General features: G+C 65.8%; 22 protein-coding genes. 13 read left to right on the forward strand and 9 right to left on the reverse strand.

Going from position 1 to position 20,819, the window contains the following annotated elements; genetic code table 11:
• The first annotated feature begins 4 nt into the window (after nt 1-4).
• Nucleotides 5-1,147 carry an aromatic ring-hydroxylating oxygenase subunit alpha gene (locus NO878_RS15025; protein ID WP_256406785.1) on the forward strand — a complete coding sequence of 381 codons (1,143 nt, stop codon included), beginning with the start codon at nt 5-7 and terminating at the stop codon, nt 1,145-1,147.
• Complete coding sequence (locus tag NO878_RS15030; protein WP_256406786.1) at nt 1,144-1,491, forward strand: hypothetical protein; 348 nt, start codon at nt 1,144-1,146, stop codon at nt 1,489-1,491. The genes NO878_RS15025 and NO878_RS15030 overlap by 4 nt, the downstream gene beginning before the upstream one ends.
• A gap of 231 nt (nt 1,492-1,722) precedes the next feature.
• On the opposite strand, the gene ddfA is transcribed toward NO878_RS15030, so the two are convergent.
• The 3 genes from ddfA to NO878_RS15045 all read right to left on the reverse strand — a co-directional run bounded on the left by ddfA (nt 1,723) and on the right by NO878_RS15045 (nt 3,703).
• Entirely contained in the window at nt 1,723-2,013 is a 291-nt protein-coding gene (gene ddfA, locus NO878_RS15035) for a DdfA family disk-determining factor (RefSeq protein ID WP_256406787.1), read from the reverse strand.
• 61 nt (nt 2,014-2,074) lie between these two features.
• Entirely contained in the window at nt 2,075-2,722 is a 648-nt protein-coding gene (locus NO878_RS15040; RefSeq protein ID WP_256406788.1) for a helix-turn-helix domain-containing protein, read from the reverse strand.
• Nucleotides 2,723-2,815: 93 nt separating this feature from the next.
• Complete coding sequence (locus tag NO878_RS15045; protein ID WP_256406789.1) at nt 2,816-3,703, reverse strand: fumarylacetoacetate hydrolase family protein; 888 nt, start codon at nt 3,701-3,703, stop codon at nt 2,816-2,818.
• Nucleotides 3,704-3,828: 125 nt separating this feature from the next.
• Between NO878_RS15045 and NO878_RS15050 the strand changes: the two genes are divergently transcribed.
• Entirely contained in the window at nt 3,829-4,887 is a 1,059-nt protein-coding gene (locus tag NO878_RS15050; protein WP_256406790.1) for a sodium:calcium antiporter, read from the forward strand.
• Here the strand turns inward: NO878_RS15050 and NO878_RS15055 are convergent, their stop codons facing one another.
• Nucleotides 4,888-6,114: a sodium:calcium antiporter gene (locus NO878_RS15055; RefSeq protein WP_256406791.1), complete on the reverse strand. Its 1,227-nt coding sequence runs from the start codon at nt 6,112-6,114 to the stop codon at nt 4,888-4,890. It abuts the gene before it with no gap.
• Nucleotides 6,115-6,354: 240 nt separating this feature from the next.
• On the opposite strand from NO878_RS15055, the gene NO878_RS15060 reads away from it, so the two are divergent.
• Nucleotides 6,355-7,515 (forward strand): sodium:calcium antiporter, encoded by a 1,161-nt coding sequence (locus NO878_RS15060; protein WP_256406792.1) that lies wholly within the window; start codon nt 6,355-6,357, stop codon nt 7,513-7,515.
• Here the strand turns inward: NO878_RS15060 and NO878_RS15065 are convergent.
• Complete coding sequence (locus tag NO878_RS15065; protein ID WP_256406793.1) at nt 7,512-7,793, reverse strand: ArsR/SmtB family transcription factor; 282 nt, start codon at nt 7,791-7,793, stop codon at nt 7,512-7,514. The genes NO878_RS15060 and NO878_RS15065 overlap by 4 nt on opposite strands.
• A gap of 56 nt (nt 7,794-7,849) precedes the next feature.
• On the opposite strand from NO878_RS15065, the gene NO878_RS15070 reads away from it, so the two are divergent.
• From NO878_RS15070 to NO878_RS15080, 3 genes are read left to right on the forward strand one after another with little or no spacing between them, the layout of a single operon-like run.
• On the forward strand, nt 7,850-8,140 hold the full coding sequence (locus NO878_RS15070; RefSeq protein ID WP_157690521.1) for an amphi-Trp domain-containing protein: 291 nt from the start codon (nt 7,850-7,852) through the stop codon (nt 8,138-8,140).
• Between the two features lie 49 nt (nt 8,141-8,189).
• On the forward strand, nt 8,190-9,317 hold the full coding sequence (locus NO878_RS15075; protein WP_256406794.1) for an ABC transporter substrate-binding protein: 1,128 nt from the start codon (nt 8,190-8,192) through the stop codon (nt 9,315-9,317).
• Nucleotides 9,317-10,120 carry an ABC transporter permease gene (locus NO878_RS15080; protein WP_256406795.1) on the forward strand — a complete coding sequence of 268 codons (804 nt, stop codon included), beginning with the start codon at nt 9,317-9,319 and terminating at the stop codon, nt 10,118-10,120. The genes NO878_RS15075 and NO878_RS15080 overlap by 1 nt, the downstream gene beginning before the upstream one ends.
• On the opposite strand, the gene NO878_RS15085 is transcribed toward NO878_RS15080, so the two are convergent.
• The 3 genes from NO878_RS15085 to NO878_RS15095 are packed head-to-tail and all read right to left on the reverse strand — an operon-like array spanning nt 10,121 to nt 12,917.
• Nucleotides 10,121-10,876: an ABC transporter permease gene (locus NO878_RS15085; protein WP_256406796.1), complete on the reverse strand. Its 756-nt coding sequence runs from the start codon at nt 10,874-10,876 to the stop codon at nt 10,121-10,123. It abuts the gene before it with no gap.
• On the reverse strand, nt 10,873-11,643 hold the full coding sequence (locus NO878_RS15090; protein ID WP_256406797.1) for an ABC transporter ATP-binding protein: 771 nt from the start codon (nt 11,641-11,643) through the stop codon (nt 10,873-10,875). Before NO878_RS15090 ends, NO878_RS15085 begins: the two co-directional genes overlap by 4 nt.
• Entirely contained in the window at nt 11,640-12,917 is a 1,278-nt protein-coding gene (locus NO878_RS15095; protein WP_256406798.1) for an ABC transporter substrate-binding protein, read from the reverse strand. Before NO878_RS15095 ends, NO878_RS15090 begins: the two co-directional genes overlap by 4 nt.
• A 121-nt stretch (nt 12,918-13,038) precedes the next feature.
• Between NO878_RS15095 and NO878_RS15100 the strand changes: the two genes are divergently transcribed.
• From NO878_RS15100 to NO878_RS15120, 5 genes are all read left to right on the forward strand, one after another.
• Nucleotides 13,039-13,575 (forward strand): plastocyanin/azurin family copper-binding protein, encoded by a 537-nt coding sequence (locus NO878_RS15100; protein WP_256406799.1) that lies wholly within the window; start codon nt 13,039-13,041, stop codon nt 13,573-13,575.
• A gap of 181 nt (nt 13,576-13,756) precedes the next feature.
• Nucleotides 13,757-14,653: a hypothetical protein gene (locus NO878_RS15105; RefSeq protein WP_256406800.1), complete on the forward strand. Its 897-nt coding sequence runs from the start codon at nt 13,757-13,759 to the stop codon at nt 14,651-14,653.
• Nucleotides 14,654-14,656: 3 nt separating this feature from the next.
• Nucleotides 14,657-16,381 carry a pyrroloquinoline quinone-dependent dehydrogenase gene (locus NO878_RS15110; RefSeq protein ID WP_256406801.1) on the forward strand — a complete coding sequence of 575 codons (1,725 nt, stop codon included), beginning with the start codon at nt 14,657-14,659 and terminating at the stop codon, nt 16,379-16,381.
• A 120-nt stretch (nt 16,382-16,501) separates the two neighbouring features.
• Complete coding sequence (locus NO878_RS15115; protein ID WP_256406802.1) at nt 16,502-17,158, forward strand: PGF-CTERM sorting domain-containing protein; 657 nt, start codon at nt 16,502-16,504, stop codon at nt 17,156-17,158.
• Between the two features lie 44 nt (nt 17,159-17,202).
• On the forward strand, nt 17,203-17,967 hold the full coding sequence (locus NO878_RS15120) for a DUF8054 domain-containing protein (RefSeq protein WP_256406803.1): 765 nt from the start codon (nt 17,203-17,205) through the stop codon (nt 17,965-17,967).
• On the opposite strand, the gene fdhF is transcribed toward NO878_RS15120, so the two are convergent.
• On the reverse strand, nt 17,964-20,090 hold the full coding sequence (gene fdhF, locus NO878_RS15125) for a formate dehydrogenase subunit alpha (RefSeq protein ID WP_256406804.1): 2,127 nt from the start codon (nt 20,088-20,090) through the stop codon (nt 17,964-17,966). The genes NO878_RS15120 and fdhF overlap by 4 nt on opposite strands.
• Nucleotides 20,091-20,232: 142 nt before the next feature.
• On the opposite strand from fdhF, the gene NO878_RS15130 reads away from it, so the two are divergent.
• On the forward strand, nt 20,233-20,814 hold the full coding sequence (locus NO878_RS15130) for a hypothetical protein (RefSeq protein ID WP_256406805.1): 582 nt from the start codon (nt 20,233-20,235) through the stop codon (nt 20,812-20,814).
• Nucleotides 20,815-20,819: the final 5 nt, after the last annotated feature.

Below are 20,819 nucleotides of genomic sequence, written 5' to 3' on the forward strand. Positions count from 1 at the left end.
ATACATGACACGGTGGAACGACGGCGTCGCGGAACTGAATGCCGTGAGCCCCGATATCACCGACGAGACGAACGCCCTGCCGGCGAAATACTTCACCGACCCGGACGTGTGGGAGATGGAGAAAGAGAAGGTATTCGGGCGGTACTGGATCTACGCGGGTCACGAGAACTGTATCCCCGACGCGGGTGACTACTTCACTCGCACCGTCGGCGACAAGCAGGTCATCGTCGCCCGCGACGACGACGGGACGGTGCGTGCGTTCTACAACGTCTGTGCCCACCGCGGGTCGAAGATGGTCGAGGACACGCCGATGACCGACCCCGGAAACATGGATCGGATCCAGTGTCCGTACCACCTCTGGACGTACGACCTCGACGGCGACCTGCGGAGCACGCCACGGAGCTTCGAGGAGGCGAGTCTCAACCCGGATCTCGACGATTCGGACGTCTCCGGCCTCGATCCCGACGAAAACGGCTTACTCGAGGTCCAGACCGACAGCATCGGCCCGCTGGTCTTTCTGAACTTCGCCGACGATCCGCCACATACCCTCGACGAACAGGCCGGGAGGATGAAGACACGACTGGAGTCGCTGCCGCTCGAGGAGTACCAGCACGCCCGTCGGTACGTCTCCGAGGTGGAGTGCAACTGGAAGACCTTCGGGGGCAACTACTCGGAGTGTGACCACTGCCAGGCGAACCACCAAGACTGGATCACGGGGATCCAACTCGACGAGTCGGAACTGGAAGTCAACGACTACCACTGGGTCCTCCACTACACCCACGAGGAGGACATCGAGGACGAACTCCGCATCCACGACGAACACGAGGCGCAGTTCCACTACCTCTGGCCCAACTTCACGGTCAACATGTACGGCACCGCCGACGGCTACGGCACCTACATCATCGACCCCATCGACGAGGGTCGCTTCCAGTTGATCGCGGACTACTACTTCGCGGACCCGGACCTCAGCGCGGACGAGGAGGAGTTCATCCGGACCAGCCGACAGCTGCAGGAAGAGGACTTCGAACTGGTCGAACGCCAGTACGAGGGGCTCACGTCCGGCGCGCTCGGGCAGGGACAGCTCGGCCCGAACGAACACACCCTCCACCGCTTCCACCGACTCGCCCAGGAGGCGTACAACGCGTGACGGCCGACGACGCCCCGTTCGTGGCGTGCTGTCCCGACTGCGCCGAGCGGACGACGGCGTCCGACCCCAACGAGGTGGTGGCCTTCTACCGCCGGCACCACGCGGTCACCGGCCACGACGTGACGTGGGAGCGGATGCCCTCGTTGGGGACCAACCTCCCCGCCGACCCCGACATCGACGCCGTCGTCGCGGCGCTCGACGACTCGCCCGTCGCTCTCGGCGCGGTCAGCGCAGCGGCGAGCGAGTGGGGCTGGACCGTCGGCGAAACGCTCGATGCGGTCCACGACCGACGGCTGACCGGCGCCCTCTGGGAGCCACGGGACGACCACGTCGCTCTCGTCTGAGCGAACCTATCACTTTCAGCGTAACTACGTACGTCCGACACGTTGTACGCAACCGATTAGCCCGACCCGCCGGAATCGGAAACTATGCAAAAGTGAGACGGAACTCGCCAGTGTTTGTAAATTAACGAGCGGTGTGTGGACAATTCACAATGTGTACTGTGGTTGTTGCTCGCGGGGCGACCTATCAATAGACGAAATATTCTGCGTTCGTATGTGTTAACGGAGACATCCTCACTCCCCCGTCTCGCGCAAGAACACGGTCCCGGTGCTTCGGACGACGACGGCGTACCCCCCGTAGGAGAAGGTGAGACAGCCGTCGGACGGGTGCCCGTCGTCCCCGGTGTCCCACAGTCCGTCGAGGGCAGCCACGTTGATGCGGGAGTCCAGTGGCGGGAGGTCGTCCGGATCGGTGTCCGCAAGCGAGGCGACGGCATCGACGATGTCGTCGCTCAGGGAGTCCCCTGCCGTCCCGTCGTGGTGGACGCGATGGATCTCGTCGGGGTCCGTGATACCAGTACTCATACCCGAATAAGTTCGGGCAGGCCGTTGACTCTCCGGGTGTCTCACCTGTGCCGTTTATGTCTCACCCGTCGGACAGGATCGTCCGCTCGATGAGTCGCGAGGTGCCGCGCCGGATGCGGCCGCCGACGGCCGTCGGGGAGATGTCGAGTGTCTCGGCCAGTTCCTGTAGCGAGGTGTCGCGGGGTTCCTCGAAGTAGCCCGCCTCGTAGGCGGCCAGCAGCGCGTCGCGCTGGGGATCGGTGAGTCCCACGCCGCCGTCGACGGTGAACTCGTCGAGGCTGTAGATATGGTCGATGCGAAAGTCGATGTCCTCGCCGTCGCAGTGCTCCCAGAGCGCGCTCAGCGCCTCTCGGTCTGGGAGTTGCATCCGGACCGACCAGCCGGTGTCGGTCCCCTTGGCTTCGAGCATGAGGCCACCCATCTCGGTCGTGATTGGCGAGACGAGTTTCGTTCCCGGGGTGTGTTGGAGCCGGTAGATCCGCGTGGTCGATGCCTCGGCGATCAGCGTCGACGCCTCGACGGTGTGGTCGCCGTCGAGCGCCGCTTCGAAGTTCGCAAACGCGTCCGACTCGACTAGGAAGAAGAACATCCCCGTCTCGGGGTCGGTCGCCGTATGCGAAACCACCTGAATCGACGCCTCCGTCTCGCGGACGGTGGGCGTGAGCGCCAGATCCGGGTGGTTGATCTCGACCACGGCGATGAGGCTCATCTCACCACCCCCGTCGCGTCCGCGCGGACGGCAACTCCGACGGGTCCGTGCATGTCCTCTCTCGGGTGGCGGATCGACTTTACCGTTTGGGAGCTACCGGTGGCGACAGACGTTGGTGAGTGTGCCGACGCCTTCGACGCCGACGGCCACGTGGTCGCCGTCGTCGAGCGCGACCGGTGGATCACGGGACGTTCCGACGCCGGGAGGTGTGCCCGTGAAAATCAGGTCGCCGGGATGGAGGGTGAACGCCCGACTGCACGCGGCGACGAGTTCGTCCAGCCCGAAGATGAAGTTCGCGGTCGTCGAGTCCTGTAGGCGCTCCCCGTTCACCTCCGTCCAGACGTCGAGGTCGTGGGGGTCCGCTATCTCGTCCAGCGTCACCAGTTCCGGGCCGAGGGGGGCGAAGGTGTCGAGGCTCTTGCCCCGGACCCACTGCCCGTCGCGTTCCTGCAGGTCACGGGCGGTCACGTCGTTGCCGGCGGTGATCCCGGCGACGTACTCCCACGCCTCGTCGACCGGCACGTCGCGGGCCTCCCGACCGACGACGGCGACGAGTTCCGCCTCGTAGTCGACCGCCGAGGTGTACGACGGGTCCCAGGTCACCGCGTCCCCGGGGTCCGTGATCGCCGTCGGGAACTTCGAGAAGAGCACGGGGTCGTCGGGGATGTCGAGATCCAACTCGCGGGCGTGGTCCTCGTAATTTAGCCCGACACAGACCACCTTCCCCGGATCGGTCACCGGGGCGTGGCGACGACAGTCGTCGAGAGAGACCGTCGCCGTCCCGTGTTCGGTCGCGTACGCGACCGCCATGGACGCCTTCTCGATCCAATTCCATCGCTCCAGAAGCCCCGACAGCCGTCGCGGCACGTCGATCCCGGCCGCGTGGCCCGCCGCCGGGAGGTCGATCACGGTTTCGTCGTCCACGACGGCGCCACACCACGGCCGCTCCGACGCCGACGTGCTGAACTGACCCAGACGCATCGGGCGTAGTACTCTCGCCGTCGGTATAAACTCCGGCGGCGGATCGAGCGCCGAGTACGCCCCGATCCCCCGACGCCGCGTCGCGAGGGTTTATGTCGGACCCCTCGTTTCTCCATGCAACTCCCATGGTACTCGGACTGTCGGGCCCACTCGTCTCGGTCGTGTTGTTTCTGGTCGGCGTCGTCGTCGTCATCGTCAGCGTCGAGGCGTTCATCGAAGCGGTCGCCGAGGGCGCGCTCGCGCTCGGGGTTTCCGGCTTCTTTCTCACCGTCGTCCTCGCGGGGACGGACCTCGAAAACGTGATCCTCGGGGTTGCCGCCGCGTACGACCAACTGCCCGACCTGGCGCTCGGCACCGTCTTCGGTGAGGCTCTGTTCATCCTCGGCGCGGCCGTCGGCATCGCCGGCGTGTTGGTCCCCTTCGAGACGGACGTGCCGCGGAACTACCTGGGGATCACGCTTCTCGCCCCGTTTCTCTTCTTCGGCCTCGCGCTCGATGGCACCCTCTCGCGGTTCGACGGCGCCGTCCTCACCGCAACCTTCGTCCCCTATCTCGCCGTCATCTACATGCTCGAACGCTACACCGACACCCGTTATCTCTCGGCCGAGGAGGTCGAGGTCATGGAGCGGGAGCGAGAACGGGAGACCGACGCCGAGGAGGACGAGGACGCTGACGACGGGTGGGTCGACCTCGACGTAGACGTCGACGACTTGGTCGAGGACCACGTTCCCGAACGCCACGAGGGCGCGGCGTTTCTCGGCATCGCCATCCTCGCCACCGTCGGCATGACGGTCGGGTCCGAACTCGCCGTCGAGGGGGCCAAGGGCTTGCTCACGCTTCTGGGTGTGACCGGCCTCGCCTTCGGCGCGACGGTCATGAGCTTCATCGCGTCGCTGGAAGAACTGTTCCTGACGGTCGAACCCGTCAGGCGGGGCCGCCCACATATCGGCGTCGGCAACGTCGTCGGGAGCATGCTCTTTTTCGTCAGCGCCAACGCGGGACTGATCGCGCTGGTACACCCCCTCGATACGACGGGGGCCGTCATGACCGTCCACTGGCCGTTTTTCTTCGGCACCCTGCTTGTCGTCGCCGCCGCCTTCTACCGGGGGAAGGTGGGCCGTCCCACCGGCGTCCTCCTCCTCGGGGCGTACGTCGTCTACTGGGTCGCGAACTACGCGGTCTGATCACTCCCCGATGGGTACCCCGCTGAAGACGACGAGCGCGACGACCCAGTAGGCGACATAGAGGCCGCCGAGCAGACACCCGTGCCAGCGTTTCATCTCCCCCTCGTAGAAGCAGTAGGCAGCGATAGCGGTCACGACAATCATCGCCGGGAGGTGAACGGTCAGCACGGACGGCGAGATGGTCACCTCGCTGAGGAACGTGATGACGCCGATGTTGCCGGTCACCGAGAACAGCACGCTCCCGATGACGTTGCCGACGCCAATCTCGGGAAAGCCCCGTCGGACCGGCTCGATAGTGAGCATGATATCCTCGAACGTCAGCAAGAGCGTGAGGAAAGTCGCCCCGAACACCGTCTCGGAGATGCCGAACCCTTCGATGACTACCTCGGACCCGCCCTCTAAGAGCATCGCCGCGAAGACGATGCCCGCGAGCGCGACGAGAGAGAGGGCGATCCACACGAGCCCGGAGTTTGCGAGATCACCCAGCACACGCTCCTCGGGAATCTCCTCGAGCGCGTCCGACCGCGTCGCAGTCCCACCGTCGGATCGGAGCTGTTCCCCGAGTTCCGTGTTGCGAAACACCGGCACCTCGCGCTGGCGCTCGCGGACGATGATGTAGCCGAACGCAAAGACGAAAAATGCCGTCAGTACGACGCCGTGAACGGCGGTCAGTGTCCCGAGCAGGACGAACGGAACGAGGACGAGCGGTGCGAGACCGAAGACGACGATGTAGTCGTTCGGCAAGTCGACCGGGAACGGGCGGACGACGGCGGCGAGCGCGAGCGTGACGCCGATGATCGCCAGCCCCGTACCGAGCGCAGTTCCGAGCGCCGCCTGCTCCAGTCCGCCGCCCGACAGGACCAACGCGAGAATCGTGTCGTCGAACTCGAAGCCGGTGAAGATGATCGCCAGTGCGAACAGGGACATCTTCATATTGACCGAGGCACGCGCGAGATAGCTGATGAGTTTCTCCGTACAGGCGGTCAACAACAGCACACCGCCGAGAAGCACGATCACCGCCCCGGTGGTTCCCTGTGCCTCGATGAACCCCTCGATGGCGCCTTCGACTCCACCCTCTTCCTCTTCGCCCGTTTCGTCGTCCTCCTGTGCGGCGACCGTTCCAACCGGGCCGTCGACGCCGGTGTCCTGAGCGACCGCAGAGGCGGCCGGTGAGGCAACGAGGAGGAGCAACACGAGAGCGACGACCGTTCGTGGACGCAGTGACATCGACCGTCTCCAGGCACACCCGGCGCTTATACCTCCGTTTCGGGGTAGTGCCGTACACCGAACGTCGATACAGGAACCGAGTTCGGTGAACGACGATACATCCGCTCTGAACGGACAGTGACGTATCCGCTGGCTCCCTACACCGGTACGCTGGGACGCTCCGGTTCTATGTATAATAATTCAACGTACGTGAGTACACGGAAAGGGACACATAAGAGTCACCACCCGTAACGGCCGTCGATGATATCCGTGAGTCGTCGGGTGCTCGTCGTACTGGTCGGGGTGCTTCTTCTTTCCGCGGTCGGTGCCGGAGTCGTCGCCGCACAGGAGGACGACGAAACGGGCGAAGCGGGCGAAGACGGCGAACTACTCGAGGTGTCCGGCTTCGCCGCGGTGGCGACGCTGCTGGTTGGATCGCTGGTGTTGCTCGCGAGCATCGAACTCCTGATTCACGCGCTGATACGGACGGCGCTTCGATTCGGCGTCTCGGCGTTCGTCCTCGCGGTGGTCTTCTCCGGGTGGGAGTTCGACAACGTCGCCTTCGGGCTGTTCACCGGGTTCGCGGAGATGCAAAACGTCGCGTTCGGCCTCGCTATCGGCAACGCCGTCTCCATTTTCGGCATGACGCTCGCACTCGGCGCACTCGCCGTGCCCTTCGTCGTCGACGTGCCGAACGACTACCTCCTGTTGATGATCGCCTCGCCGGTGTTGCTGATCCCGCCACTGTTGTCCGGGACCCTGACGCTCGCACTCTCGGTCATGCTCATCGTGGTCTACGTGATGATCTTCGGGTACATCCTCTGGCGGGAGAGCCGGATGGACCGGACGTTCATGGAGTCCGACGAGGTGAAAGAGGTCGTCGCGGCCGCCGACGGACAGGGCGAGGCCGGCGTGCCGTCGTATGTCCCCGATCCGCTCCGCCGCCTCACTGACCTGAAGTGGTTCTGGCCCGCGATGTTGCTCGTGGGCATCGGCGGCATCGTCGTCGGAGCGGAGAGCGCCGCCACCGGCGTCGAGGGTATCCAGGCGACGTGGAACCTCACGGGGACGTTCATCGGCGTCACGCTGGTGACGGTGTTGCTAACCCTCGATGACCTTCTCTTGATCGTCGAACCACTCCGACTCGGCTACTACGACGTCGCTGTCGGGGGCGTCATCGGCAGCCTCCTCTTTTTCGTCACCGCCAACGTCGGGATCATCGGGCTGGTCGGAACCATCGATTTCCGATGGGAAACCGTCTTCTTTCACCTCCCGTCGCTGTTCGTGTTCACCGGGCTCTCGGGGTATTTCCTCTGGAAAGGGGAGATGTCCCGCCGTCACGGCGCCCTGTTGCTCGGGATGTACGTCCTCTATCTCGCGATCAACGTCCGCTTTTTCGCGACGCTCCCCGTCGAGGGTTAGTCGGCCTCCTCGACGTCGTCGGCGTGCAGGAGGAACATGGGGTCCGGTTCCGGCGAGGCCCGGAGTTCGATGTGCTTTGTCAGCCGGTAGTACTTCCGTCGGCTGGTCCGGTAGCTCTCGACGATATCCGCCTCCTCGAGCGTCGAGAGATGGTGGGCAGCGGTCTTCCCGTCCATCCCCACCCGGTCGGCGAGTTCGGAGACGTATCGCGGCTCTGTCGCCAGTTCGCGGATGATCTGTAGTCGCGCTTTGCTCCCGAGTACGTCGAACAGGGACATCGATCACCGGTACTTGGGACGCACACTATTTTACCTCTCTCCTCTTAGAACAGTCCATGGCTGACCTGCCGGACGCGAACGACGGGCCACGAACCGTCTCAGACGGCTACTTCGAGCGGGAGGTTCGCCTCTCCCGGGAGTCGACGGCGGCGTTCCTGCGTGACCTCGCCGACCAGATCGAATCCGAGCCACGACTCACCATCTCGACCGACGAGTGGGAGATTCCCTTCGAGTTCGACGAACCCATCGAGGTGGAAGTGGAGTTCGTCGGCGAAACCCACCGCCAACTGGAACTGGAGTTGGAGTTCGAGTGGTCTCCGCCGGAGGACAAGATCGGGGTTAATTGATAAACATTCCTCCGGAATTTTTATACTAACCGTGTCCTGATAGCCGCGCATGCAACGGACACCGACGAGACGGTCGTTTCTCGTCACGGCGGGGGCGACGGGAGCGACGGGGCTCGCGGGCTGTCTCGGCGGGACCGACGGCGGCGACGCCGGCGACGGAGCCGACGGAACGGCGACGCCGACCGCCCCCGACGAGACGCCGACCGGAACCACTACGGGCACGCCGATTCCGGGGGAGTCGTCGCTGTTGCTCAACTGGAAGCCGAGCGGTCTCCACGTCCCCTACTTCGCCGCGAAGGCGAACGGCTTCTACGAGGAGGAGGGACTGACGCTCTCGACCATCGAGACGGGCGAGGGGTCGACCTTCTCGGCGAAGCAGGCCGGCCTCGGCAACACCGACTTCGCGATTTCGAGTAGTGACCAAGTGTTGAACGTCAACAGCCGCGATCTCTCGCCGCTGTCGGTCGGCGTCGTGATGCAGAAAAGCCCCGCCGTGGTGTTCTCGACCCGCGACACCTTCGGGGAAGAACTGAGCGACGTCGAGGCACTCGCCGGCAAGACCGTCGGTACCGGCCCGGGGATGGTGCGGATGCTCACCACCCTCCTCTTGGAGGAGGCGGGCATCCGCGAGGACGTCGAGATGGTCGACACGGGGTACGACACCGTCCAGCAACTCCTCTCGGGCAAAATCGACGCCGCCGGGGGCGTCTTCGGTGACGCCATCAGCGCCGAGGCGCAGGGCTACACCGTCGACAGCATCCCCGTCGCCGACACTATCCCCGCCTACGGGCACGTCGTCACGGTGAACCGCGACTGGGCGGCCGCGAACGACGAGGCGGTCCGGGCTTTCCTGCGGGCGACCGCCCGCGGCGCCGCGTGGGCCCACCGGCGGCCGGGTGACGCGACCGAGTTGCTCGTCGAGGCCAACGGGGTTCTCGCGGAGTCCCGCGAGCAACAGCGACAGAAGTGGGAGACTCTGGCACAGGAGTTCATGCTCGGTGACGCTGTCGAGCAGAACGGCTGGGGGTGGAGCGAGGCCGAACCCTGGCAGGTGAGCCACGACGCCCTCGCGGACGCCGACGCCCTCGGTGGCGAGGTCGACCCGACCGCCGTCTGGACCAACGACTACCTCGACACCGACTCCCCGTATATCGGCTCGTATACGGACCAGCTCTGATGGCGACCACCGACCGGCGCCTCCCGTCGGTCGACGCCCCGACGGCGAGCGGCGGCGTCGTCCGCACCGCCGTCGGCTACGTCTGGCCGCCAACCGCGGTGTTGGTCGTCGTCGTCGCTTGTTGGCGGTGGTTCGTGACGACGACCGGTGTTCCGGCCGTCATCCTCCCCGGACCGACCGACGTCGGGACGGCCTTTCTCGCCGCCCGCGGAACCCTGCTCGCGGCGGCAGGGGTGACGGCGACGACCGCGGCCTTAGGGCTGGCCGGCGGGGTCGTCGTCGGTCTCACGCTCGCCTTCACGATGGTCTGGTCGCGGGCCGCGTCGGCGGTCCTTCACCCCTACCTGATCGCGTTGCGGATCGCCCCCCTCGTCGCCATCGCACCCCTCCTCTTTCTCTGGATCGGTGACGGGGTCGTCGCGCGAGCGACGCTCGTCACCACGCTGACGGTGTTTCCGGTCGCCATCGCGTCGGTCGACGGTCTCCGGTCGGTTCCCCGGGAGTACGTCGACCTCGCGCGCTCGGTCCGGGCGCCACCGATCCGAACCTTTCTCCGGGTTCGGGTGCCGGCGGCCGCGCCGAGCGTCTTCGCGGGCGTGAAACTCGCGGCGGCGCTGTCGGTCGTTGGGACTGTCGTCGCGGAGTTTCTCACCCTCCAGTCCGGGCTGGGCTATCAACTCTTTCACACCGCGGAGTTCCTGCAGACGAGCACCACCTTCGCGGCCCTCGGGACGCTCACGCTGCTCGGTCTCGTCTTTTATCTCGTCCCCGCGGCGGTCGAGCGGCGACTGGACTGGGGCTGACTACCCCCACGTTACGGCGCGCTGACAGAGCAACACGCCGCCGTAGAGTCCCAATCCGATGGGCAGGAGAACCGCGAGCGCCGCGAGCATCACGTCGACCTGGACGTTCTCGGAGGCGGCCAGGATCAGTGCGCCCAAGCCGTCGTTCGAGAGGATCCACTCGGCGACGACGGCCCCGACGACCGACAGTGTCACCGCCTGTTTCAGCCCCGCGAACACGTCCGGGAGGGCGTGTGGCAGCCGCACCGACAGGAAGGTTCGGAGTGGATCGGCGTCCACGGACCGGAGCAAGTCGAGATGGGCGTCGGGCGTCCGCGACAGGCCGGCGGCGGTTCCGACCACGACGGGGAAGAAGACGACGAGGGCAACAAAGAGGACCGCCGTCTCGAAGCCGACGCCGAAGTAGATGAGAAAAACGGGCGCGACGGCAATCTTCGGCAGGACGCGGGCGGCGACGAGGTAGGGGTAGAGCGCCCGCCTGAGCAGTGGGATCGTCGTGACGAGTACGGCCAGTGTGAAGCCGGCGGTGACCCCCGCGGCGCCGCCAACGAGGATCTTCCGGAGCGTCTCGACGGCGTTGGTCAGATACAGCTCCGGATTGCCGACCAGACGGGCGAGGACGGCGGCCGGCGACGGCAACAGGAAGGGCGGAACAGCGAAGGCGACGGTGACCGCCCACCAGCAGGCGACGGCGACGACCAGCCCTGCGAGCGGCAACGTCGCGTCGGGAAGCGGCACGCGGTCAGCGACGCTCATGTGTCGCCGTGGAGCGCTCCGCGGACCCGGGCGACCTGTGCCCCGAAGGTCTCCGACCCGAAGACCGACTCGTCGCGCGGCCGCGAGAGATCGATGTCGAACTCGGCGACGATCCGTCCGGGCGAGCCGTTGGCGGCCGGATCGGCGTCGCCGTCGGCTGCGACCACGAGACAGCGGTCGCCGAGGAAGACCGCCTCGGGGACGCTGTGGGTGACAAACACCACCGTCTTACGGTTCTTGCGCCAGAGCCGGAGGATTTCGACGCCCATCTCGTCCCGCGTAATCTCGTCGAGTTCACCGAACGGTTCGTCCATGAGCAACACGTCGGCGCCGAGGTGAACCGCGCGGGCGATGGCGACCCGCTGTTTCATGCCGCCCGAGAGTTCTGACGGGCGGGCATCCTCGAAGCCGTCGAGACCAGTCGTGGTAAGGAGGTCCCGTGCCCCCGCCGGATCGGGGTCCTTTCCGGCCATCCGCCGCAGGAAGGTGACGTTCTCGACGGCCGACTTCCAGGGGAGGAGCGTGTGATCCTGAAAGACGAACCCGAGGCGGGCCGCCGACTGAGCGACTTCCGGCGGGTCGCCGTCGACGGTGACCGTGCCGGTCGTCGGTTCCTGCAAGCCGCCAATAGTTCGGAGGAGTGTCGTCTTCCCGCATCCGGAGGGGCCGACGACGGTAACGAACTCCCCCTCGTCGACGTCGAGGTCGACGTCGGCGAGCGCGTCCACGTCGTCGTAGCTAACCGAGAGATTCTCCGCGTGAATCATAATGCGTCGGCCTGATCGAGGGCGATCCGGAGGCGTTGCCACGTCTCCCCGGAGTGCCACCCCCAGCCGTTCTTTTCGACGGCGTCGCCGCCGGCGAAGCGGTCGAGTGCCTGCGTGAGTTTGCGGCGTTCGGCCGCGGCCGCCTCGTCACTCCGGTCGACGACGGCGTCGACTGCCGCCGCGGGGTCGGTCCGGGCGGTACTCCACCCGTCCATCGCGCCCTCGAGGAACGCCCGGAGCGCTTCGGGGCGGTTCCGAAGCGTCTCCCGGCGGACCACGAAGGCGGGGCCGGGAACCGGGAAGTGCTCGGCAACCAGCACCGAATCGACATCGTGGCCGTCGGCCGCCAGCTCCAGCGGGTCGGTGAACACGCCCGTCGCCACGTCGGCGTCGCCACGGAGCAGCGCTGCGCGCTCCTCGCCCTCGGCGCGGACGACGGTCACGTCGTCGACGACGCCGGCCTGCGACAGGAAGAGGCGTCCGAGCGCGCCGGTCTCGGAGCCGGCCGGCATGGCGACCCGCCGACCGCGGACGTCCTCGACGCTCCGAAGCGGGCCACCGAACCTCCCCCGTGTCGTATAGAGGACGACCATCGCCCGCTGGTAGTAAAGGGCCAGCGGGACCACATCACGTCCCTCTGCGTGCGCGCGAAGGAAGGTGGCTGCACCGGTGAGTCCAACGTCCACCTCACCCTCAGCCACCCTCGACAGGGCGGCGGCGGAGCCACGACACCCCTCGAAGGCAACGTCCGCGTCGTACGTTCCCGCGAACAGCGGGGCGTGGAGGCCGTTTGGGTCCCAGTTTAACCCAACCTCGACGGGTCGCCCGTCGTCCCCCCGGGCGTCGGCGTCGACGGAGATGTCGTCGCCGAGGGTCGCGGCGACCGTCGCCGCCCGGTCGAGTAGCGCCTCGGAGTGGCAGGCACGCACGCGGGCGGCCGTCCGGTCGAAGCCCGCGTCGGCCCGCCAGCCCTTTGGCGGTCGGCCCGGCGCCTCGCTCCGGACGGTCGTCTCGGTGATCAGTCCGTCGTCGGTGAGGGCCGCGAGTACGTCCGAGACGCGACCACGGCCCAGGTCGACGCCCACGCGGACGGCCAGCCGCGACGCCGCCTCGCCGGAGAAGCGATCGGACTCCTCGCGGGCGACCAAGTAGGCGAGAACGCGCGCAGCCTCGCGGTCCAGCCCCGCGGCAAAGGCTTCGACCGCTCGTTCGTCCTCGTCCCCGAGAACCGGAAACTCTCGAACTCGCACGTCCGGCCATTCGCTCCGATGCATATATAAACTGCCGGCGATCTCCCGTGCATCGAGTTGGGCATCGTACACGTTCTGCCGTGTGTGTGGGAGTCTTTGCCGAGACTTCATCAGGTTTATTAGATTAAAACCGAAGTTCGACCCGATGGTTTCGAAGGAGTTCCTGTCACGACGGAAATTCGCAGCCACGTTCAGCGGCGCCGTGCTCGCCGGCCTCGCCGGCTGCGGCGGTGGCGGCGGCAGCAGTGATGGTGGCGACGAAGCGACGGCGACGCCAACCGATACCCCGGAACCGACGGCGACGGAGACAGCGACGGCGACGGCGACGGCGACGTCGACCCCAGCCAGCGAGGCGGACGCGACGATCACCGTGGGACCCGGTGGAAGCCTCCAGTTCGAACCGGCGACCACCGCCGTCTCGCAGGGCGATACCGTCGAGTTTGTCTTCGACTCCGGCGGCCACAACGTCTCGGGGCATCCGGATGCTCACTCCCAGGTGTCGCTCCCGGAGGGTGCCGAGCCGTTCGCGTCCTACGACATCTCGGGTGACGACATCAACCACCTCTCGCTCAATCAGGCCGGGTCGACCTACCGGCACACGTTCGAGACCACCGGCCAGTACACGTACGTCTGTGTTCCCCACGCCGCGTCGGGGATGGTCGGCAACATCACGGTTCGCTAGGCGAACCATCCGGCAACGGCAAGTCGCCGTCCGTTCTTGCGCTCGTGACATCCCCTAGATACTGCTCTCTGTCATTTACTTTAATTTAGGTTCTAAATCATGAAATATATCACAAAGTTAAATATAGACAATTCCTTCGCTACATATGGAGTGGTATGGCATGTCGCAATATGTAAACGGAATGCCCCAGATCGACCAAGAGGATCGACGGCAGTTCCTCAAGGTCGTCGGGTTGACCGGCGCAGTGGCAGCAGGTAGTGAGTTCACCCTGAGCGACCTCAGGGGAGAAGTAGAAGGGGAGACGGCGGGGGAACTCGCCGCCATGGGGGAGGCCATCAGCGACGACCTGACGGGCGAACTCGACGCGAGTCTGCTCGGTGGCGAACTCGTGGCCCTCGAAGAACAGATCGCCCAGTTGGACGAGCTTCGGGCGATGGGCGTCCCGGCCGAGGACAGTACGGCCTATCAGGAGCTCGCCGAGCCCGGGTGGGCAATCCACGAGCATCTCGTCGAAGTCGGCTTCTTCGAGAGCGCCGAGGAGCACCTTCCCGAGTTCAGCCCCGAACACATCGGGGCGACCGCGCGGGAGTTCATCAACACGCCTGTGTTGGCATCCGCGCTCCTCGAACTCGGCTACACCGAGTCCGAGCTCACCTCGACGATGGTCAACGTCGTCAACAACAAGGAACGGCTGGCGATGTGGGTGCCCACGAAGAACATCCCCGCCGGCGTCGAAGGGTTCGATCCCGCGAACGTGGCTCCGCTCCACCAGCGAGCGGCCGCCGGCACCCTGTTGTGGACCGATTACCTCGATACGTACCTCTGGCAGAACGAGGTACTCCTGACCGACACCATCCTCGACAACAACTACGGTGACCTCAAGCAGATGTACGCCGGACTGCATCTGCTGGCCAACGCCGCCGAGGACCTCGCGGGCAGTCAGGAACTCGGCGACGCACAGCTCACCGCCGCGCTCTCGGCGGGCGCGGCGATGATGATCGTCGGACAGGAGGACCTGACCAACGACGTGATGCGCATCACGGACGAAATGCGCGCCCCACGCACGGGAGGTGCGTAACGCATGGCTAGCATTCACGAACACGACAAGGCGGTACAGGCGGCACAGAACATCGAGATGGTGGAGGTTGAGGACGGCTACACGCTGACCAACCTCCCTGACGAGTCGATCACGCAGCAGTTCGACATCGATCAGATCCCACAGCAGGACGTCACCCAGGACATGCTGAATCAGTCGGCCAAGGAGAATCCCGAGGCCTGGCTGATGTACGGCGGTGGCTATCAGCAGCAGCGCCACACGTCCGCGGACGTGATCACGCCGGACAACGTCGAGGGACTCGAACTCGAATATCTGGTCCAGAGCGGCGTTGCCTCCAGCATGGAAGGCGTGCCGATTGTCGTGCCCGGCGATCCGCCGGTCATGTACCAGACCAACGGGCCGAACCACGCGAAGGCGATCAACGCCCGCACCGGCGAGACCCTCTGGAGTTACACGTACGCCAACCCGCAGGGGCTGCTTCTCTGCTGTGACGCGAACAACCGCGGGTTCGCCGTCCACGGCGACAAGGTCTTCATGACCACCCTCGACTCGGGTATCGTCGCGCTCGACCGATACACGGGCGAAGAGGCGTGGTACACCTCGACCGGTGACCACGAGATCGGTTACTCCGCGACGTGGGCGCCGATTGTCTACGACGGGCAGGTCATCACCGGCTCCGCCGGCGGCGAGTACGGTGTCAGCGGCTTCGTCGCCGCTCTCAACCCCGAGGACGGCTCCGAAGTCTGGCGCACGAACACGACGCCGGCCGAGGAGTGGGCCGGCGACTCCCACGAACACGGCGCCGGCACCGTCTGGATGACGCCGACGCTCGATCCCGACACCGGGATGATCCACGCGCCGGTGGGCAACCCCGGTCCGGACTTCGACGGCACCGTCCGTCCCGGTCCGAACCGCTACACCATCGGGACGCTCACCATGGACGCCAGCGATGGCTCCATCCAGTGGCACTACGGCGAGAGTCCCCACGACGTCTGGGACTACGACTCCTCGGCGCCCAAGATCCGTGTCAACGACATGGAGATGGACGGCGAGACGCGCGACGTGGTGCTCAGCCCCGGCAAGACCGCCTGGGTGTACACCATGGACGCCGAGAACGGGCAGTTGCTCCAGCGCTCTCAGGAGACGACCCAGCACATCAACATGTGGAAGATGGTCCCGCACGCAGACGAGGACCGACGGGTCGCCTTCGTGCCCGGTGCACACGGTGGTAACGACTGGCAGCCGCCGTCGTACAACCCCGAGACGGGGCTGATGTACCTGAACCAGAACAACGCGCCTCACGAGATCTTCTGGGAGGAGGCGCAGTACGAGGCGGGCCAGACCTACTGGGGCGGCGGCCTCAACGACTGGCCCGACGTCGACGCGCCGGACAACTGGAACGGCAACCTGAGCGCCATCGTTGCCGTCGACCCGGCTACCGGCGAGCGCGTCTGGCGTGACTGGATCTCCTCGGACACCACGAGCGACTACCTCTGGGGCGGTTCGATCACGACCGCGTCCGGCCTCACGTTCGCCGGCACCCAGAACGGCAACCTCGTCGCCTACGACGGCGAGAACGGCGACCGGCTCTGGCAGTTCCAGCTCGGCGCGCCGATCTGCTCGTCGCTGTCCAGCTGGTACGACCCCGGCGAGGGCAAGCAGTACGTCGCGGCCCAGGTTGGCGGCTCCGGCTGGCTCCACGGCGGCCGTCGTGGCTCCACCGTCGCCGTCTTCGGCCTCAGCGAGTAGCGACTCCGACCGACTTCTCCGTTTTTTCACACCCTCTAGCGGTGGATTTAGCTATTGTGAGAATGAAACTCACTGTTAATATCCCGTAATTTTATTTGATGTGGGATACACGGGACGGATATGGCGACGCGAAGAACGTTCCTGATCGGCGCTGCAGCAACGACGGCGGGACTAGCCGGTGCCGTGGGCTCGGCGACGGCCCAAGCCCAGACTTTCGAACTCGAACTGACCCAAGAAGGGTTCGTCGGCCGTGCGCCCTCCAGCATCGAGGGCGAGGCCAATCCGACCCTGGAGGTGGAAGCGGGACAGAACTACGCCATCCAGTGGACGAACAGCTACAACCCCGAGTCGGAGGGGATCCCAGCGCGACACAACCTCGTGGTCACGACCTCTGATGGCGTCGTGCGCCGGGGAGAGTACGTCTTCGAGACGGGACAGACCCGCACGATCCAGTTCCAGGCCCGATCCGGCCTCTCGGAGTACTTCTGTGAGGAGCACATGGGTGAAGGCGGCGAGTTCAACGTCGCCGGTGGTTCCACGGCAACGGCCACCGAGACGAGCGGCGGCGACATGGAGGGCGGCGACGGCGGCGACGGTGGCGACATGGAAGGCGGCGATGGTGGCGACGGCGGCGACATGGAGGGCGGCGACGGCGGCGACGGTGGCGACGGCGGCGAGGAAACCTCGGGTGGCGGTCCCGGCTTCGGTGTCGGTGCAGCCCTGACGGCCCTCGGCGCGGGCGCCTACGGTGCCCTCCGACGCGGTAGCGACGACTAGCTCCGCTCACAGCTTTTTTCGATGCGTACTCCCAACGGGAGGTGATGAGTATTCGCTCGGTCGGAGACCGGCTACGCCGTCCGGAGTATACGGGTGAGAACCGCTGTCTCCCGTGTACCGTGGTGAACGTTTGTCTCGTCGTCGTCGCCGCCGCAGTCGCGGCCGTTCCACTCGGCCCACCCGGCGGCCTCGCCGTTCTCACCGTCGGTCTCGGGGCCATCTACTTCCGGGGGTATCTCGTCCCCGGTACGCCGGCGCTGACGGCACGATACTTCCCGCCGTGGCTGCTCGAACTGTTCGGGAAGGAACTCGAACTCCGCGAGACGCTCGTCCCCGTCGAGGATGTGGCTGTTCGCTCGACGGCCGAGGGCGGGCGCCTGACCGACGACTTTGCCGCCGCGTGGGACGCCCGGATCGAGCGGATGCGCGAGGCGGGCGTCTCGGACGACGACGTGGCGACGCTGTTGGGCGTCGAGTCGGCGTCAAGCGTGTCGGGTGACGTAGCCTACGTCGTCGACGGTGGCCTCAGACAGTGGCTCTCGACGTCTGCGCTCCTCGCCGACGCTGCGGCCGCGGCCGTTCTCGACGCGCGTGGCGGCGAGGCCTGGGCGGCGCTCGCCCCGGACGAACGGGTCGCGACGCTCCGTGACCTTCGGAAGTTCCTCGGATACTGCCCGGGTTGTGGCGGCGCCCTCGACGAAGAGGAGACTGAGACGGTCGAAACCTGCTGTACGGAATCCGAACGCGTGCTGATGGCGACCTGCGTAGACTGTGACGTTCGGTTGATCGAGGACCTCGGAGAGCGTTAGTCGTCGGCCGGCGCGTCGGTGGTGTCCGGATCGACGCTAACCTCGATTTCCGCGGCGGCGGCCTTGTACTCGGGAATCTTCGCGCGTTCGTCGAGCACGTCGTTGGTGAGCCGGTTGCCCGCCGCGTCGGCGAAGTGGGGCGTCGTCCAGACGGTGCCCTCTTTGATGTCTTCGGTGACCCGGGCCTCGACCTCGATCTCGCCGCGCCGGGAGGTAAGCGTCACGTAGTCGCCGTCCTCGATGCCGTACTCCTCGGCATCGTTCGGGTGGACGTCGACGAAGTTCTCCGGTTCGACGCGGGTGAGCGTATCCGAGCGCCGACTCATCGTCCCCGTGTTGTAATGTTCGACGATCCGGCCGGTGGTGAGAATCAGCGGGTACTCGTCGTCGGGAACCTCCTTCGGCGGCTGGTGGCGGACGCCTTCGATCTGCCCGCGGCCGCTCTCGGTCGTGAAGCCGTCATCGTAGAGGTAATCGTCACCCTCGTCGCCCGGTTCGTAGCAGGGCCAGTGGATGCCCTCCTCGCCCAGGCGGTCGTAGGTCATGCCGTGGAAGATGGGCGCGACCTGCCGAAGTTCCTCGAACACTTCCTCGGGGTCCTCGAACGCAAAGGAGTCGTCGTCGAACAGCCGTTGCCCGACGTCACACAGGATCTCGAGGTCGTCTTTCGTGTTCGGGTGGACTTTATCGACACCGCGCATCCGCTGGGTCCGGCGGTCCGTGTTGACGACGGTCCCGTCGCGCTCCGCCCACGAGGTGGCAGGCAGGATCACGTCGGCGTACTCCGCGGTTTCGGTCTTGTAGATGTCCTGCACCACCATGAAGTCGAGTTCCTCCAGACGCTTCTCGACCTGGTTGGTGTCGGGTTCGCTCATCACTGGGTTCTCGCCCATGATGTAGAGCCCCTGGACCGTGTTGCCAATCTCGTGGGACACTTCGACGTTCGTCAGGCCAGGTTCGGCCGGGACCTCGAAGCCCCAGACCTCCTCGACGTCCGCGCGCACCTCGGGATCGGACACGTCGCGGTAGCCCGGCAGAACGTTCGGCATCGCCCCTACGTCGGAGGCACCCTGGACGTTGTTCTGGCCGCGGAGTGGGTTGACGCCCGTCCCCGGACGGCCCAGGTTGCCCGTGACCAGTGCGAGGTTGATCTCGTTTTGGACGTTGTCGACGCCGCAGGTGTGTTGGCTCATCCCCATGCCGGTGAAGATGGCGGCGTTGTTCGCCATCGCGTACTTCTCGGCGGCGAGTTCGATGTCCTCCAAGGGGACGCCACACTCCTCGGCGGCGGCCTCCTTATCGAAGTCCTCCAGCGTCTCTTTCAGATCCTCGAAGCCTTCCGTGCGCTCGGCGACGAACTCCTCGTCGACCCAGTCGTTCTCGAGGACCGTTTTGAGAACGATATTAAGGAGGGGGATGTCGGTCCCCGGCTCCAGCTGGAGGTGCATGTGGCGGTCGGTCTCGTCGATCTCGAACGACCGCGACGTCTTGTTGGCGTGGGGGTCGACCTGGATGACGGTCGCCCCCTCCAGCACGGCCTGTCGGAAGTACTGGCTGTTGGCGATGGGGTGTTGTTCACCGGGGTTTGCGCCTTGGATCCAGAACACGTCGGCCGCCTCCTCCAAGTCGGCCATGCTGTTGGTCATGGCGCCCTCGCCCAGACTGTTTTTGAGCGCGTACACCGTCGAGGAGTGGCACATCCGCGTACATGTGTCGACGCTGTTGGTGCCGTAGTGGCGGGCGAGCTTCTGGATGAGGTAGTTCTCCTCGTTCATGGCCTTCGAACAGCCGTAGAAGCCCATCGCCTGCGGGCTGTGGTCGTCACGGATGCGCTCCATGTTGTCGATGACCAGGTCGTAGGCCTCCTCCCACGTGGCCTCGTGGAACTCGCCGTCGTCGCCGCGGATCAGTGGGTCGGTCAACCGGTCCTCGTGGTTGACCGACTGGGTCGCCGCACCACCCTTGATACAGATGCTCCCCTCGTTGACGGGGGCGTCGCCCCACGGCCGGAACGTGACTTCGCCCTCGTCGTCCTGTGCAATCTGGATTCCACATCCAACACCGCAGTAGGGACAGATAGTCTTGGTCGGTCCGTCCGATTCACCGCTTGATTGGGATGACATTATACGTGAACTTCCGTACGGTCGAACATCAATGTTGTCATCCCATACCGTGTAAAGACAGCTCAAACGGCGGTTCACGTCGGCACACGTGGATATTTTGGCAAACGGAAACGTTCACCCGTTCGGGGGTTGTAATCCCTGTATGAGCGACCACGACTCGGCCGGTGAGGGGAGTGAAACCCTCACCCCAGCGGCGGTCGACGACTTGGCGGCGGCCTACGAGCAGGCAGAGCCGTTCGACCTGGTCGAACGCGAACACGTCGACACCCTGCCGCCGGCGCTCGCCGCCGGCGACTTCGGGCGACGCGACGCCGAGTGGGTCGTTCAATGGTACTACCGCCGCCGGGCCATTCCCGATGCCGACCGGCGCGCCGCCGAGGAGCAATTTCTCGACAACGACTACGAGGTGTTGGTCGATGCCATCACCGCTGCGGCCGCGGCGACCGACCGCGAGCGTAAGCTCGAACAGTTGCGGTCGTTAACCGGTGTCGATGTCGCCGTCGGATCGGCGTTCCTGGCGTTCCTCCACCCCGAGACGTACGTCGCCATCGGCGAACGCGAGTGGATGGGACTCTACCACGCGGGTGAACTTCTCGACTCCCCGCCGCCCTCCTTCGCGGCCGCGGATTACTGGCGGTATCTCGACACGGTGACGGCGGTGGCCGACCGGGTGGACCGCGACCTGTGGACGGTGTATCGCGCGCTCTGGCGTCTCGACGCCTGAGCCGA

The sequence above is a fragment of the Haloplanus ruber genome (assembly GCF_024494725.1).
GTDB lineage: Archaea > Halobacteriota > Halobacteria > Halobacteriales > Haloferacaceae > Haloplanus > Haloplanus ruber.

What these genes read in the sequence shown, in the direction of transcription:
- NO878_RS15050 (WP_256406790.1), top strand. Translation starts at nt 3,829, where the DNA reads ATGGTACTCGGACTGTCGGGCCCACTCGTCTCGGTCGTGTTGTTTCTG.
- NO878_RS15085 (WP_256406796.1), bottom strand. Translation starts at nt 10,876, where the DNA reads ATGAGCGTCGCTGACCGCGTGCCGCTTCCCGACGCGACGTTGCCGCTC.
- NO878_RS15055 (WP_256406791.1), bottom strand. Translation starts at nt 6,114, where the DNA reads ATGTCACTGCGTCCACGAACGGTCGTCGCTCTCGTGTTGCTCCTCCTC.
- NO878_RS15110 (WP_256406801.1), top strand. Translation starts at nt 14,657, where the DNA reads ATGGCTAGCATTCACGAACACGACAAGGCGGTACAGGCGGCACAGAAC.
- NO878_RS15130 (WP_256406805.1), top strand. Translation starts at nt 20,233, where the DNA reads ATGAGCGACCACGACTCGGCCGGTGAGGGGAGTGAAACCCTCACCCCA.
- NO878_RS15075 (WP_256406794.1), top strand. Translation starts at nt 8,190, where the DNA reads ATGCAACGGACACCGACGAGACGGTCGTTTCTCGTCACGGCGGGGGCG.
- NO878_RS15105 (WP_256406800.1), top strand. Translation starts at nt 13,757, where the DNA reads ATGCCCCAGATCGACCAAGAGGATCGACGGCAGTTCCTCAAGGTCGTC.
- NO878_RS15090 (WP_256406797.1), bottom strand. Translation starts at nt 11,643, where the DNA reads ATGATTCACGCGGAGAATCTCTCGGTTAGCTACGACGACGTGGACGCG.
- NO878_RS15060 (WP_256406792.1), top strand. Translation starts at nt 6,355, where the DNA reads ATGATATCCGTGAGTCGTCGGGTGCTCGTCGTACTGGTCGGGGTGCTT.
- NO878_RS15095 (WP_256406798.1), bottom strand. Translation starts at nt 12,917, where the DNA reads ATGCATCGGAGCGAATGGCCGGACGTGCGAGTTCGAGAGTTTCCGGTT.
- NO878_RS15080 (WP_256406795.1), top strand. Translation starts at nt 9,317, where the DNA reads ATGGCGACCACCGACCGGCGCCTCCCGTCGGTCGACGCCCCGACGGCG.
- NO878_RS15065 (WP_256406793.1), bottom strand. Translation starts at nt 7,793, where the DNA reads ATGTCCCTGTTCGACGTACTCGGGAGCAAAGCGCGACTACAGATCATC.
- NO878_RS15040 (WP_256406788.1), bottom strand. Translation starts at nt 2,722, where the DNA reads ATGAGCCTCATCGCCGTGGTCGAGATCAACCACCCGGATCTGGCGCTC.
- NO878_RS15025 (WP_256406785.1), top strand. Translation starts at nt 5, where the DNA reads ATGACACGGTGGAACGACGGCGTCGCGGAACTGAATGCCGTGAGCCCC.
- NO878_RS15100 (WP_256406799.1), top strand. Translation starts at nt 13,039, where the DNA reads ATGGTTTCGAAGGAGTTCCTGTCACGACGGAAATTCGCAGCCACGTTC.
- ddfA (WP_256406787.1), bottom strand. Translation starts at nt 2,013, where the DNA reads ATGAGTACTGGTATCACGGACCCCGACGAGATCCATCGCGTCCACCAC.
- NO878_RS15120 (WP_256406803.1), top strand. Translation starts at nt 17,203, where the DNA reads ATGAGTATTCGCTCGGTCGGAGACCGGCTACGCCGTCCGGAGTATACG.
- fdhF (WP_256406804.1), bottom strand. Translation starts at nt 20,090, where the DNA reads ATGTCATCCCAATCAAGCGGTGAATCGGACGGACCGACCAAGACTATC.
- NO878_RS15115 (WP_256406802.1), top strand. Translation starts at nt 16,502, where the DNA reads ATGGCGACGCGAAGAACGTTCCTGATCGGCGCTGCAGCAACGACGGCG.
- NO878_RS15045 (WP_256406789.1), bottom strand. Translation starts at nt 3,703, where the DNA reads ATGCGTCTGGGTCAGTTCAGCACGTCGGCGTCGGAGCGGCCGTGGTGT.
- NO878_RS15070 (WP_157690521.1), top strand. Translation starts at nt 7,850, where the DNA reads ATGGCTGACCTGCCGGACGCGAACGACGGGCCACGAACCGTCTCAGAC.